The following is a 12,474-nucleotide window of genomic DNA, read 5'->3' on the forward strand; positions in this document are numbered from 1 at the left end:
GGCCGCTTTTTTTCTACAATTCTGCTACTAACTACTCTTCAGTCTTAGCAACTTCTTTTTCTTCTTTTTCTTTCCTTTCAGTTAAGAAACTATAGTTTTCAGAATAATCAAGCATCTGCTCTTGGAAAGATCTTGGCTGAGTTACTTTGATCGAAATGATCTCATCATTCTCATCCATTTCAGCAACCAAAACAGGATTCACGAATCCGCTATATGGCGCCGACTTAAATTTTGAATTTCTGTCCAGTACCTGTTTGTGAATATCCTGATCTACTTTTACACCGTAGTTTTCTACCAGGTCTTTTGCAGCCTGGAAATCACCTTCAGACTTGATTCTCTGAGTTTCTTTAAGCAGATCTCCGAACAATGAACGAAGCTTCGTGTAGTCTTTGATATCAAAGTAGATATTACCATCTTTTTCAACTTTTTCAATAACTCCTTCTTCCTGTCCTTTTTCGTAAACCCATTTACTCACCCATTGTCTGTTACGCATATGAGCTTCTTCGATATCCTGACCCGGCTCAATTCTTACTAGCTGCGTCATCAATCCATTTCGAATATAGTCGTTATAAGCAGCCTTCCCCAGTTTTTCAGAATCATCTGTAAGTCCAAGTTCTTCCAGTTTTGGATCCATCAGGTAATACAGACCTACAAGATCTGCACGACCTTCTTCAAGTGTAGATGCATAGTTCTTTAGAGTTTCCTTGGTTTCTCCAACACCAGCATTCATCTGTCCTGAAGCGTGACCAACTACTTCATGCAGTGCAGTATGTAGCTTATCAGCCTCTTTCCCGTATTGTTCAGAAAGTTGTACTTCTTCTTCATCATGTGCAAATTCCTTCAGTTTGTCTGATCCGCCTGCGCTTTCGTAAGCAGAAATGATATTCCCTAAAGAAACAGATTTGCTTCCATGCTCTTTACGAATCCAGTTCGCATTGGGAAGGTTTACACCAATTGGCGTACTTGGAGATGCATCACCTGCTTCACCAGCAACGATCACTGTTTTGTAAGTTACTCCTACTACAGAATCTTTTTTATGCTCATCCATGATTGGCGAGTTATCCTCGAACCACTGCACTTCATTTTCAAGAACGCTCATCTTTTTGGACATATCAAAATCCTTGATCTGAACGATGTTTTCATAAGATCCTCTGTAACCCTTTGGATCATTATAAACCTCTATAAAACTGTTGATATAGTCAATATTACCTTCTGTAGCTTCTACCCAGGCAACGTTGTAATCATCCCAGGTTTTCAGGTCTCCGGTAGTATAGTAATCGATCAAAAGACCTAAAGCATTGGCCTGTTTCTCATTTTCAGCGACACCTTTTGCCTTTTCCAACCAGTTGATGATCTCATCGATCGCTTCACCGTAAAGTCCGCCGCTTTTATAAACTTTTTCAACCAGTTTTCCATTCTCCTTTACAAGCTTGGAGTTAAGTCCGTAAGAAAGCGGTCTTTCAGGATTTGGAGATTTCATTTTCGCGTAGAATGCATCCACTTCCGCAGCAGTTACATCAGGACCGTAGAAATTGATGGCAGAACCTTCCAGTAAACCATCAGCTTCATTAAGATTTACTTTTTTCGCATCCTTATCATTAAAAATAACTTCGTAAGCTTCACCTGTAAGTTCGGTATTGCTTTCTTTTAAAAGCGTATCAAAATATTCCTTGCTGAATTCAGGTTTGATCTTAGCATTGGAATAGTGATGGTGAATCCCGTTCGAGAACCAAACTCTTTTCAGGTAAGTTTCAAATGAATTCCATTCCTCTGAAGACTGGTCGCCTTCATAATTGGTATAAATATTTTCCAGGGCTTCACGAATTTCCAGGTTATGACGGTAATTCTGGTCCCACATAATATCTCTCCCGGCAAGTCCTGCCTGGGTTAGATAATAGACTAACTTCTGCTCTTTCAGACTTAAGTTTTCCCAACCCGGGATCTGGTAGCGCAGTACTTTAATATCTGCAAATTCATCTACGTTTACCTCAAAATCTGAGTTCATCGCGATCTCCTGCTGCTCATCCTTTTCTGCATTTTTCTTGTCCTCATTACAGGAAACGAAAGTCAATGCCGATGCAAGAAGGCAGGTACTTAATATTTTATTCATGAAAATAATTTTAGTGCGGCAAATATACTAAAACGGGGAATCAAATTCTGCGAACCTGATCCCCCGTTATATAGAAATATTGATATATTCTCTATTTTTTGCTCATTTCAATAAAATGTTTGTAAAACCAGGGTATGGTTTCAATACCTTTTAGATAATTCCATATTCCAAAGTGCTCGTTAGGGGAATGGATCGCATCGGTATCCAGACCAAAGCCCATCAGGATTATTTTACTGTCCAGTTCTTTTTCAAACAGGGATACAATTGGAATACTTCCTCCACTTCTTTGCGGGATCGGCGTTTTTCCGAAGGTCTCCTCATAGGCTGCACTAGCTGCCTGGTAACCTATCGTGTCTATTGGAGTTACATATGGATAGCCGCCATGGTGAGGTTTTACCTTCACTCGAACACTATCTGGAGCCAGACTTTCAAAGTGCTTTGTAAACAACTTTGTTATTTCCTTATGATCCTGATTAGGAACCAGTCGCATGGATATTTTTGCATAAGCTTTCGATGGAAGCACTGTTTTGGCTCCTTCACCAATATAACCACCCCACATACCATTTACGTCGAGGGTTGGCCTGATTGAACCTCTCTCCAGCGTAGAGTATCCTTCCTCTCCATGAACATCCCTGATATCCAGTTTTTCTTTATATTCTGCAATACTGAAAGGTGCTTCTGCCATTTTGGAGCGTTCCTCTTCAGGAAGGTTTTCTACGTTATCGTAAAATCCAGGAATGGTAATATGATTATTATCATCTGTAAGTTTGGAGATCATTTCACTTAAGACGTTCAGAGGATTTGCTACCGCACCACCGTAAAGACCTGAATGCAGGTCCCGATTCGCTCCGGTCACTTCCACTTCTACGTAGGAGAGTCCGCGTAGACCGGTTGTGATAGATGGAGTGTCTTTGGAGATCATTCCAGTATCAGAGATCAGGATCACATCATTCTGAAGTTTCTCCTTATTTTCCTTGATATACCAGTCCAGGTGTTCACTTCCTACTTCCTCCTCGCCTTCGATCATAAACTTCACATTACATGGCAGTTCATCATTTTTGGTCATGTATTCCATGGCTTTTACATGCATATACATTTGTCCCTTATCATCACAAGCTCCCCGGGCGAAAATTGCCCCTTCAGGATGAATATCGGTTTTTTGCACAACAGGTTCAAAAGGCGGAGAATTCCATAGATCCAATGGATCTGGTGGCTGTACATCGTAATGGCCATATACGAGCACAGTTGGAAGATCTTTGTTAATGATCTTTTCAGCATATACGACAGGATGACCTGGAGTTGGTGCAACTTCTGCAGTATCACAACCAGCATCCAGTAGACTTTGCTTCACAGCTTCCGCAGCCTTCAGCATGTCGTCCTTGTAGTTTGCATCTGCAGATATCGAAGGAATTTTTAATAATTCCTTTAATTCATCGACAAATCTGTCTTTATGTTCTTCGAGGTATGTTTTTATAGAATCCATGTATTAATTTTCAGGTTTGCGTAAAGTTATAAAGAAGTCGGCGGAAAGTTGGTCTCAAAGCTCTTAGTGTTTTCATAAGAAAATAAATTTTGTTCAAAATCATGAAAATTGATCCATGCTGAGAATCAGAAACTTAGTAGTAGTCAATAAACTTTAGCTGAAATTTTTTTAATTTTTTTCTGGAAGACTGTTTGAAAATTGAAACTTATCTTTATATTTGCACCCGCTTAAGTAATTAAGCAGGGAATCACAACGAGTCCTAAGTGTTGTGAAACTTTAAAATGCGGGCGTGGTGGAATTGGTAGACACGCTAGACTTAGGATCTAGTGCCGCAAGGTGTGGAGGTTCGAGTCCTCTCGCCCGCACAACGAAAAAGCTTCAGATTTCTCTGAAGCTTTTTTTATTCCCTTTTCCGAAGAAAACCTTACAATCAAATCTCGCCTCATTAGATTTCTTACAACCGGCCTGAATTCCTGAGTCCATCAATTTTGCCAATTGCTTTTAGAAAATCTTCTTCAGCTTAACATGCTTTAACAAGTCTGGTTATTCCATGTCAATTATTTTCCCTTTCACAGGCCATACTTTTGTATTCAATTTTTAAGAATCAAATCATGAGTACACAAGCATTATTAAAAACATATAAATTAGGCGATCTGGAATTGAAAAATCGCGTCATCATGGCTCCTATGACCCGTGGTCGTGCAGATAATCCAGAGAAGAAAGCTATTCCTGAACTCCATTCAGAATATTACCGACAAAGAGCGAGCGCTGGTCTTATAATTTCTGAAGGTTCCCAGGTTTCAAAAGATGCCGTTGGATATATTAATACCCCCGGAATTCATACAAAGGAACAGGTTGAAGCCTGGAAAGACGTGACCTCAGCAGTTCATAATGCTGATGGAAAGATCTTTATTCAGCTATGGCATGTGGGTAGAATGTCACATCCAGATTTTCATGGAGGTGAATTGCCATTAGCGCCATCTCCCATCAATCCGAATTCAAAATCGTTCACACCAGAAGGTTTTAAGGATACGGTTGTGCCTAGAGAAATGACTGCAGAAGATATCAAGCAAACCATTGAAGATTTTAAGCAGGCAGCTAAAAACTCTATGGAAGCAGGATTTGACGGAGTAGAAATACATTCCAGCAATGGATATCTTTTTCATCAGTTTTTCAATGCGACTTCCAATCATAGAAATGATGAATATGGCGGTTCTATAGAGAAAAGATCAAGAATACTTTTTGATGTTCTGGATGCGGTGAAAGAAGTAATGCCGGAAAATCGAATCGGGATTCGCTTAAATCCTTCCATGCACGGCCTATTCGGGATGACTATGGATGAAGAAACGATTCCTACTTTCGATTATATCATCAAGAAGCTGAACGAATACGATCTGTCTTACCTCCATCTTTCTGAACCATTTACAGATGTTTCTGAAATTTCTTTTGCTGAAACAGATATCGCGAAACGTTATCGCCCTATCTACAAAGGAACATTAATGATCAATACGAATTTCGATCAGGAAAAAGGGAATGCAGTGCTTGACGATGGTGATGCAGATCTTGTTGCCTTCGGAAAACCATTTATTTCTAATCCAGATCTTGCTGAAAGATTTGAACAGGGTGTTGAACTGGACTCGTGGGATGAGGATACTTTTTACTCTGGAGGAGCAAAAGGCTATACCGACTACGAGGTTAAAACTGAAAGAGCTACAGTGCTTAAGTAAAAATTGGAAGTTTAATACTAAAAAAAAGTCCTTCAGAAATTTCTGAAGGACTTTTTTTTGCTTCGGTGTAAGCGATGATCTAGAATTCCTGAACCGTAGGTCTAATTACGATCTCATTCACGTCTACCTCTTTTGGTTGCTCAATCGCATACGCTATAGCTCTCGCGATAGAGTCTCCAGGAATTGCCTGCTTGTAAAATTCTTTTACATTTTCTGAACTTTCATCGTGGCTTGAACCATATTTTAATTCAGAATCTATAGCTCCAGGTTCTATGGTTGTTGTTCTTATGTTCCCACCAACCTCATGACGTAACCCATCTGAAATTGCTCTTACCGCATATTTAGTTCCGCTGTAAACGGTTCCTCCAGGACTAAATACTTTAATTCCGGCAACTGAAGAAAGATTTATAAAGTGGCCAAATCCTTGTTCCTGGAATACTGGTAGCGCTGCGGAAATCCCGTAAAGCACACCCTTTACATTGATATCGATCATTTTATCCCACTCCTCCACTTTATCTTCAGCAAGAGGTGCGATAGCCATTAATCCGGCATTGTTGATAAGAACATCAATTTTGCCATATTCTTTTTTACTAAGTTCAATGAGATTTTTCAGGTCGTCTCTTTTAGTAACGTCAGTCACGACTACAAGCGCTTCACCTCCATCTTTTCTGATATCTTCAGCAATTGCATCCAGTTTTTCTTTACGTCTCGCAGCAATAACAACCTTTGCTCCTCGTGAAGCTAAATGACGGGCTGTATTTTCCCCTAGTCCACTACTACCACCTGTTATAATTACTACTTTACCTTTGATATTATCTTCCATAATTGTGATTTTTAGATTTCACTTTAATTCGGAGACAAAAGTACGAGGTGATAAGGAGCTGTATAAATTTAGCTAGTGGGTTTGTAAATAGTTTAACCTGGTTGATTGACCTAGGTTAATAAAGTCGGATTGAAGCAGGATTTTTAAAGGGAATTGTACTCCTTAGCTGAACAAATCAATTTAGACGGTTTGCTCTTCTGAAGTAGTAGTTTTAATTCCAGAGATAGTATTATCATGTTTTCGACCGAATCTACCGGTTATAGTCCATCCTATGCCGAGGCCTAGCATAATCCCTGAAACTAAATGTAAATTTGTGCTGGTACTTAGGTAGCCAATGAGGATTCCAAAGATGATCATCCCCAATCCCAACAACCTCACTTTATTCATGACGCAATTTATTGTGGTCTTAATGAATGCGGGTTAGGGCTGGCATTTATAGGTTTAGACCTGATTTGGATGGTAAATTTAGGAATTAAATCCTGAGAAATAAAAATAAAATTGGTTAAAATACTAGTATTCAACGATGAAGTTAACAGTGAAACCTCTATTTTCTAAGAATAATAACTATTTAGTACGAATTCCCTGAGTAGTAAAAGAAAGGCCTTGCTGCCCGGAAGTGGAGATCATTACGGCATCAAATACCGGCTCGGTAGTATTCAAATCTGCCTGCCAGTCAAAAACAAAGTTAGCCCCCGTCCCACCAGATTTATCGGTTTCATCGATCACAATTTCAATCGTTTCCAGTGGCGCGATATATATGGGAGCATCAAAATAAGTTCGGATGAGCTTTCCATTGGTGGCGTAATAGTCGGCTCTTTCAACATAAATTGTATCCTTCCGACTAGTGTTCCTCATGCTAATGGTCGCAGTTAGATCATGAGTGATATGTTCTGTCTGACTATAAATTTCAGAATAAATAGATAGATAAGTTTCTCCGGAAGCTAGGGAGTCATTCTCCGGAATTGCAATTTGTCTCGACTCCCAATTAATTGGGTTTATAGAGCTTATCTCCTTCTTATCCTCGCAGGCTTGCAACACCAGAAGAACTATCAGAAAACCGAAGAAATATTTAAATGAATATTTTGTTTTAGTCATATCAATTAAGCTATCAGGCTATTTTAAAACTACGAAAAAGTCTCTTAATCCCGCCAGTATGGATTGGGTTGCGTATGCTGCCAGAATTAGTCCCATGATCTTACTTACCACGGTAATCCCATATTCTCCCACGTGGTCTTTCACTCGATTGGCTGTTAATAGCAATATGCAGGTAATGGCAATAACCACAAGAACCAACGCAGTGGTCACAGCCTGTTGCTGTATTGTATATAGATTATTATCTGTCATGAGCACTACCGCCATGATCGCACCTGGAGAAGCAATAGACGGGATGGCAACTGGAAAGATCACCACATGCTTGTAATCTTTAATAAGACCTTTTTCAGATTCAGGTTTTCCATCACCAAAGATCATCGTCAGGGCGAACAAGAAAAGGATCACACCACCTGAGATCTGAAAAGCATCCAGGGAAACATCCATTCCATCAAGAACAAGCTGTCCTACTATAATAAAGAACAGTAGTATTAGAAAAGCAATGATGGAAGCTCTGATCGCGACTGTCTTCCGTTTCTTTTCGGGAATGTTCTTGGTTGCTTCCAGATAAACCGGTACCGACCCAAGCGGATCGATGACGGCAATAAAGAAGAAAATAGTAGTTATGATTTCGTTCATTGTTCCAATGTCTGGCAACTAAATTAAATAAATGGATCGGAATTTAGGTTCAATTACCAATTGTATCGCCTTAGACTCACAAGTTGTGCGATATTATCATATTGAATAGCTCAAAGGGGTAAAAGAATAAAAATGAATTTCGGAATAAGGAAGTTTTGCTATCACACTTCAAAAAATTTCTTCCAGCCGAAGATTTTTAAAAGCTTCAATCAGCTGAACCATTATTTCAGTAAAGACAGGTATAATAGTTCTCAAATATTCAGCTGGCTTTCTTCAATTCATGATAAGACTCCGTGCAAAAGCGATCAAAGATCTTTGCGATTCGTTCCCTATCCTGTATTGAAACATGTTTAATATCAAAAATTGATGTTTTTCCGTAGCGACTAATAATAATAAGTTCACTTTCTGTAATTTCAACCGAACGAATCTTTTCAAAGGTAAACTGCTTCCCCCAGATTCCTTTCATTTTGATATTTATTCCAAGTTTGTTCCAGGAAACTACCGACTTGTAAAATATCATTCGGCTCCAGAATATTAAAAGAATTAGATGTGCACTGAATAAAAGTACGCTATCGAATCTTCCAAACATATCATTGAAATAATCTACGCCGTATAATACGAGGCACACTAATGCCAGAGAGATTAAGATCTTGCTTGATCTACCGTGGATTTTGTGAAAAAGCACTTTCTTCTTTTGCATACTGAATGAATAAACAGCGTAATTTTAAAGATTAGTATTTCAACTTACTAAGTTACAAATCAATTAACCATAAGATAATACTGCAGAAAAGATATTAATAATTTCTGAACCTTTAGCTCTGGATGCAAGTATACATTTGCCCTCAAATTTGAGCTATGCGGTTGAGATTATTCAGGGAGCATTTTTCGCTATCTTTACCCAAAAGGAAGGGAATGTTTTGCTTTTATCTTGAGAACAGAAAACGCTTTGGTAACCAACATGTGGTTCACCTTAAAAGCTGTGATCTCCTGCCCGAAAAGACTGGAAGAACCAAACTTGGCTTTTTTAATGATTTCCAGGAACTGCACGCTCGGCATGATCCAGCTGAAGCTTCCTTAATGGCCTGTACTTATTGCTGCAAATCATTTCAACTTAATACTGACCAAAGGATCACACCTACAGAAAACTAAGCCGTAATTAGCCGGTTTTCAACCACTTTCACTTTCACATTTATAACTTCTACAAATTTCTCAAACTTGCTACGAACACTTTGCTTTTAAAATCTATATTTGCCGACCCAAAAAAAGATTTTCATTATGAGCGTAGTATGGTACGAGTGCAAAGTAAAGTATAGAAAGACCCATGAAAGCGGGGAAAGTAAAGTAACTACTGAAACCTATCTTCTGGACGCTGTTTCTTATACTGAAGCTGAAGCAAGAATCACAGAAGAGATGAAGACTTACACAAGTGAGGAGTTCATGATTACCAATATAAAGGTGGCAAATCTATCTGAAGTTCATCCATTTGAAAATTCAGATCGATGGTTCAAGTCCAAGGTTTCGCTTATTAGTTATGATGATGAGAGTGGGAAGGAAAGAAAGTCCAATTTATACATGCTTATCCAGGCGAACGATGTAAAGGAGGCTTATGAAAATACGGAGCAGGCATTACAGGAAACTATGGGCGATTATAGCATTCCTGCAATTACTGAATCACCAATCCTGGATGTATTCCCATATTTTTCAGATGAAGAAGAACCAACGGTAGCTTCTGAAGTAACAGAAGAAATTGAAGAAACTGAGGGATCTGAAGTTGTGGAAGAGACTGAAGAAGTGCCTTCAGAATAAGCTCCACTATTGAGGAATAATTCAGATTACACGGCAAAAGTGTGGAATTGTCACCCATGATTTTAAAATAAGATCAAATTGAGCCCTGATTATCAGGGCTTTTCTAATGGCATAAGAGTTGCCTATATGGAAACCAATACGAACAAAAATCTGAAATATGAATACTAAAAAGAATTATGAATCTATTGCTGAAGAAGAACACGCTTCAGGAATAAATAAATTCTTACCAACCAAAAATCCGCTGAATACATGGGGTATCGTTGTGCTTATTAGCACTTTCATACTCATGTTGGGATCAGCTTATCTTGTATATTTTCTGCAGAGTGATTTTACAGAGATCAATACTGCCCGAATGAATACTACTTGGGGTTATGCTTTCTTTATCCTTGCATCTGCCCTTTTCCTATATCGAGGAGCATTTTTTATCTATAATCTGGTGTTGTATTTCAAGTACAAGCCAATAGAATCTGTATCTAACGAAGAATTACCAACCTGTACCGTGATCGTTCCAGCTTATAACGAGGGAAAACAGGTGTATGCTACGCTTATGAGCCTCGCAGAAAGTGAATTTCCTACAGAAAAACTACAGTTATTAGCAATCGATGATGGTAGTAAGGATGATACCTGGAGCTGGATGCAGGAAGCTAAAAAAGTTTTGGGTGATCGTGTAGCGATTTACCAGCAGCCTGAAAATAAGGGAAAGAGACATGCTTTATACAGAGGTTTTAACCTTGGTACTGGTGAAGTTTTTGTGACTGTAGATAGTGATTCTGTAGTAAACGCAGATACTTTGAGAAATCTGGTAAGCCCATTCGTTGTTAATGAAAAATGTGGTGCCGTTGCAGGTAACATCAGAGTTCTGAATAACGAAAAAGCCTTACTTCCAAAGATGTTAAACGTGAATTTCGTACTAAGTTTCGAATTTATGCGTTCTTCGGAAAGCACACTGGAATCTGTACTTTGTACTCCTGGTGCATTGGCAGCATATCGTGCCAGTGCTGTTTTTGAATGTCTTCCTGAGTGGATCAACCAGACTTTTATGGGGAAACCTTCAGATATCGGTGAAGACAGAGCTATGACTAACATGATTCTTAAGCAGGGACAACACGTTCTTTTCCAGAGAAACGCGTATGCATACACCAATGTACCTGAGCAATATAAAGGTCTTTATAAGATGTTTATTAGATGGGGGCGAAGTAATGTGCGTGAGAATATTGCCATGTCTAAATATGTATTTACTCAGTTTAGAGAAGGTTCAACTCTTGGATCAAGACTGTTGTTCATCAACCAGTTCCTGAAGATCATTATGAGTTATCCATTGATTATGATCATGCTATTTTTCGTGATCTCTCACCCACTTTTATTCCTTAGCTCAACATTTCTGGGAATTATGGTTTATTCAAGTTTCCCGGTATTGTTCTATGCGAAAAGATATAAGCTATCAGAATCATTGTGGGCTTACTCATACAGTATTCTACACACTTTCGGACTATTCTGGATCACCCCTTATGCGATTGCAACAGCTAGCAGAAGTGGATGGTTAACTAGAGAACTAAGTGTAAAGAAATAACACTAAACCCCAACAACTAAGAAAAGAAAAGCGATCCAGTTTAGGATCGCTTTTTTTATGATTTGGTTCTACATTTTGTACCGAATGAGACTGAAGAGTGAAACCGTAGCCCAGACCGCTTCCAGAATTATGAACGGTACGTAGTCCATCAATACAGATGCGTAACAGGCTAAAGAGGCTCCTATCAAATTCAGTAATATATAAATAAGATCTTTGGTTCCAAGTTTTCCTGCTGCATTAAGCACATATGCCAGAAGAATTAAAAACACTCCTACCGAACCTATCCAGTCTATATAAGTCATACTCAGTAATTATTTACCTTTTTTAGCATCCATTGGATTCATGAATCTGTGCAATAATTCTTCTGAAATTACTGGGTTGGCACCTTCTTTCGCCGCTACTAAAGCGCCCATCGCACAGGCCGTATCTAATGCTACCTGAGGCTTTTCTCCTTGAAGCATTTTCGCCAGTAGCGTACCTAAAAATGAATCGCCGGCTCCCACTGTGTCTTTGACTTTCACCTGGTAACCGGAATTATAATAAAGCTTCTTGTCATGCATCAAAACAGCGCCATGTCTGCCTTTAGTAACGCAAATAGTTTCTGCGTTAGATTTAACCGCAATAAACAACAGATTCTGCTCCAGTGAATTATATTCTGAACCTAATATTTTTGCGATTTCAAACAATTCATCATCGTTAAATTTAATGAATTCTGCATGCTGGATCAATTCAGCTAAGAGATCTTTTGAATAATGGGGCGGTCTTAAATTGAAATCCAACACCCTGTAAGAGGCTTTTGGTATAAGATCGAACAAGGTCTTTCTGCTTACATCATCACGGCAGATCAAACTTCCGAAGATAAAAGCATCACTACGGGAAACCGATTTCTCGATATTTTCAGTAGCGACAATTCCGTCCCACGCTGCCGGATATTTAATCGTGTAGCTGGCAGAACCACTTTGTGAGAGCTTTACATCCACCGCACCGGTCTCCCGGGTTTCATCCTTTAGGATATTACCGGTTTCAACACCCTGAGTTCTGAGGTAGTCCAGCAATTCATCTCCCCTGGAATCAACTCCAACTTTACTGATCATTTCAGCATCTATACCGAGACTGCTTAACCTTACTGCGACATTAAGCGGTGCACCACCAATTCGTTCCATTTCTGGAAACACGTCATACAAAACCTCACCAAAACAAACCGCCTTTATCCTTTTTGACATATAC

13 protein-coding genes and 1 tRNA gene are annotated in these 12,474 nt (G+C 39.1%); 5 read left to right on the forward strand and 9 right to left on the reverse strand.

Features of this window, described 5'->3' with window-relative positions; translation table 11 throughout:
• Positions 1-31: 31 nt before the first annotated feature.
• Both ABVM50_RS02450 and ABVM50_RS02455 read right to left on the reverse strand, forming a co-directional pair.
• Positions 32-2,110: a dipeptidyl-peptidase 3 family protein gene (locus ABVM50_RS02450; protein WP_405199808.1), complete on the reverse strand. Its 2,079-nt coding sequence runs from the start codon at positions 2,108-2,110 to the stop codon at positions 32-34.
• Between the two features lie 91 nt (positions 2,111-2,201).
• A complete protein-coding gene (locus ABVM50_RS02455; protein ID WP_405199809.1) occupies positions 2,202-3,593 on the reverse strand; it encodes a dipeptidase in 1,392 nt (463 codons plus the stop codon).
• A 283-nt stretch (positions 3,594-3,876) separates the two neighbouring features.
• Between ABVM50_RS02455 and ABVM50_RS02460 the strand changes: the two genes are divergently transcribed.
• Together ABVM50_RS02460 and ABVM50_RS02465 are read left to right on the forward strand one after the other, a co-directional pair.
• Positions 3,877-3,958: transfer RNA gene (locus tag ABVM50_RS02460), tRNA-Leu, on the forward strand.
• A gap of 246 nt (positions 3,959-4,204) precedes the next feature.
• Entirely contained in the window at positions 4,205-5,320 is a 1,116-nt protein-coding gene (locus tag ABVM50_RS02465) for an alkene reductase (protein ID WP_405199810.1), read from the forward strand.
• Between the two features lie 79 nt (positions 5,321-5,399).
• On the opposite strand, the gene ABVM50_RS02470 is transcribed toward ABVM50_RS02465, so the two are convergent.
• From ABVM50_RS02470 to ABVM50_RS02490, 5 genes are all read right to left on the reverse strand, one after another.
• Entirely contained in the window at positions 5,400-6,143 is a 744-nt protein-coding gene (locus ABVM50_RS02470) for an SDR family oxidoreductase (RefSeq protein ID WP_405199811.1), read from the reverse strand.
• 180 nt (positions 6,144-6,323) lie between these two features.
• On the reverse strand, positions 6,324-6,530 hold the full coding sequence (locus ABVM50_RS02475) for a hypothetical protein (protein ID WP_405199812.1): 207 nt from the start codon (positions 6,528-6,530) through the stop codon (positions 6,324-6,326).
• Positions 6,531-6,707: 177 nt separating this feature from the next.
• Complete coding sequence (locus ABVM50_RS02480) at positions 6,708-7,238, reverse strand: DUF3124 domain-containing protein (RefSeq protein WP_405199813.1); 531 nt, start codon at positions 7,236-7,238, stop codon at positions 6,708-6,710.
• A gap of 18 nt (positions 7,239-7,256) precedes the next feature.
• The gene (locus ABVM50_RS02485) at positions 7,257-7,871 is read right to left on the reverse strand and encodes a MarC family protein (RefSeq protein WP_141878941.1); all 615 of its coding nucleotides are present in this window, start codon (positions 7,869-7,871) and stop codon (positions 7,257-7,259) included.
• A gap of 259 nt (positions 7,872-8,130) precedes the next feature.
• Positions 8,131-8,571: a hypothetical protein gene (locus ABVM50_RS02490; protein WP_405199814.1), complete on the reverse strand. Its 441-nt coding sequence runs from the start codon at positions 8,569-8,571 to the stop codon at positions 8,131-8,133.
• A 155-nt stretch (positions 8,572-8,726) separates the two neighbouring features.
• On the opposite strand from ABVM50_RS02490, the gene ABVM50_RS02495 reads away from it, so the two are divergent.
• The 3 genes from ABVM50_RS02495 to ABVM50_RS02505 all read left to right on the forward strand — a co-directional run bounded on the left by ABVM50_RS02495 (position 8,727) and on the right by ABVM50_RS02505 (position 11,247).
• Positions 8,727-9,020, forward strand: coding sequence for a hypothetical protein (locus ABVM50_RS02495; protein ID WP_405199815.1), 294 nt, complete (start codon positions 8,727-8,729; stop codon positions 9,018-9,020).
• 126 nt (positions 9,021-9,146) lie between these two features.
• A complete protein-coding gene (locus tag ABVM50_RS02500) occupies positions 9,147-9,677 on the forward strand; it encodes a DUF4494 domain-containing protein (RefSeq protein ID WP_405199816.1) in 531 nt (176 codons plus the stop codon).
• A 157-nt stretch (positions 9,678-9,834) separates the two neighbouring features.
• Positions 9,835-11,247, forward strand: a complete 1,413-nt coding sequence (locus ABVM50_RS02505; RefSeq protein ID WP_405199817.1) for a glycosyltransferase — start codon at positions 9,835-9,837, stop codon at positions 11,245-11,247.
• Between the two features lie 68 nt (positions 11,248-11,315).
• On the opposite strand, the gene ABVM50_RS02510 is transcribed toward ABVM50_RS02505, so the two are convergent.
• Positions 11,316-11,549 (reverse strand): CBU_0592 family membrane protein, encoded by a 234-nt coding sequence (locus ABVM50_RS02510; RefSeq protein WP_141878946.1) that lies wholly within the window; start codon positions 11,547-11,549, stop codon positions 11,316-11,318.
• 9 nt (positions 11,550-11,558) lie between these two features.
• Entirely contained in the window at positions 11,559-12,470 is a 912-nt protein-coding gene (locus ABVM50_RS02515) for a carbohydrate kinase (protein WP_405199818.1), read from the reverse strand.
• Positions 12,471-12,474: the final 4 nt, after the last annotated feature.

The sequence above is a fragment of the Christiangramia sp. LLG6405-1 genome, assembly GCF_045055805.1.
Classification (GTDB): Bacteria; Bacteroidota; Bacteroidia; order Flavobacteriales; family Flavobacteriaceae; genus Christiangramia.

Excerpts from the sequence above, each read along its gene's own strand:
- ABVM50_RS02510 (WP_141878946.1), bottom strand. The coding sequence starts at position 11,549 with ATGACTTATATAGACTGGATAGGTTCGGTAGGAGTGTTTTTAATTCTT.
- ABVM50_RS02490 (WP_405199814.1), bottom strand. The coding sequence starts at position 8,571 with ATGCAAAAGAAGAAAGTGCTTTTTCACAAAATCCACGGTAGATCAAGC.
- ABVM50_RS02500 (WP_405199816.1), top strand. The coding sequence starts at position 9,147 with ATGAGCGTAGTATGGTACGAGTGCAAAGTAAAGTATAGAAAGACCCAT.
- ABVM50_RS02495 (WP_405199815.1), top strand. The coding sequence starts at position 8,727 with ATGCGGTTGAGATTATTCAGGGAGCATTTTTCGCTATCTTTACCCAAA.
- ABVM50_RS02475 (WP_405199812.1), bottom strand. The coding sequence starts at position 6,530 with ATGAATAAAGTGAGGTTGTTGGGATTGGGGATGATCATCTTTGGAATC.
- ABVM50_RS02485 (WP_141878941.1), bottom strand. The coding sequence starts at position 7,871 with ATGAACGAAATCATAACTACTATTTTCTTCTTTATTGCCGTCATCGAT.
- ABVM50_RS02465 (WP_405199810.1), top strand. The coding sequence starts at position 4,205 with ATGAGTACACAAGCATTATTAAAAACATATAAATTAGGCGATCTGGAA.
- ABVM50_RS02505 (WP_405199817.1), top strand. The coding sequence starts at position 9,835 with ATGAATACTAAAAAGAATTATGAATCTATTGCTGAAGAAGAACACGCT.
- ABVM50_RS02480 (WP_405199813.1), bottom strand. The coding sequence starts at position 7,238 with ATGACTAAAACAAAATATTCATTTAAATATTTCTTCGGTTTTCTGATA.
- ABVM50_RS02450 (WP_405199808.1), bottom strand. The coding sequence starts at position 2,110 with ATGAATAAAATATTAAGTACCTGCCTTCTTGCATCGGCATTGACTTTC.
- ABVM50_RS02455 (WP_405199809.1), bottom strand. The coding sequence starts at position 3,593 with ATGGATTCTATAAAAACATACCTCGAAGAACATAAAGACAGATTTGTC.
- ABVM50_RS02515 (WP_405199818.1), bottom strand. The coding sequence starts at position 12,470 with ATGTCAAAAAGGATAAAGGCGGTTTGTTTTGGTGAGGTTTTGTATGAC.
- ABVM50_RS02470 (WP_405199811.1), bottom strand. The coding sequence starts at position 6,143 with ATGGAAGATAATATCAAAGGTAAAGTAGTAATTATAACAGGTGGTAGT.